Below are 711 nucleotides of genomic sequence, written 5' to 3'. Positions count from 1 at the left end.
CGGAGCTGGCCGGCCCGGCGGCGCGGCTGGCGCTCGACGAGATGGCGGCCGGCATGGGCTATGTGGTGGGCAAGCTCGGGGAAGCGCCGGCGGGGTCCCGGGTCGCCATCGAGCTCACCGGGCCGCTGGCACGCACCATTCGGGTGGTCGTCGACGGCCGCGGCCGGGTGGTGGACGATTTCGGCGGCCTGGAACCCACCGTGACGCTGCAGATGGACGGCCTGCTGTTCACCCGGCTGGCCGGGGGGCGGATAGCCGGCGCGCCCGTCGAACTCGGCGGCGAGAAGGACGTCGGTGCCCGCATCGCGGCGCACCTCAACTATGTGATCTGAGAATGATCCGAGCGGCCCGTTCGTTGTTGTACATGGCGTACCATGAAAAGTCCTGCCGAAAGTCGGCGGGATGCTCGAAGACTTGGGGCTGAAAGGTTTCGACTTCGCGCATCGAATCAAGGGAAGCGTGCCGGTGCAGGCAAGAGACCACCGTAAGCGTCGTTGCAACTAAACAAGCGCCGTTTCTACACAGCGCGACTACGCTCTCGCCGCCTAAGGCGACGGCTAGTCTGTCAGACCGGGAAGCCCTCGGCCCGGACCCTGGCATCAGCGAGAGGGATCAACCGATGTGTTCGGTCGCGGGGCACATCGGGACACCAACAGCGACTGGGATCGTCATCCCGGCTGGTCCGCGTGACCGGGAGATCCGAGTAACGGC

The 711-nt window shown here is 66.8% G+C and carries 1 pseudogene; it reads left to right on the top strand.

The annotated features are described in order from the left end of the window. Positions 1-332, top strand: a pseudogene (locus F6Q13_RS18715) (hypothetical protein); the annotation flags it as partial. Positions 333-711: the final 379 nt, after the last annotated feature.

It is taken from the genome of Mycobacterium sp., from assembly GCF_008709575.1.
In the GTDB taxonomy this organism is placed as follows: Bacteria; Actinomycetota; Actinomycetes; order Mycobacteriales; family Mycobacteriaceae; genus Mycobacterium.
The sequence above is the reverse complement of the archived record's forward strand: the minus strand, read 5'-3'. Positions and strand labels throughout refer to the sequence as shown.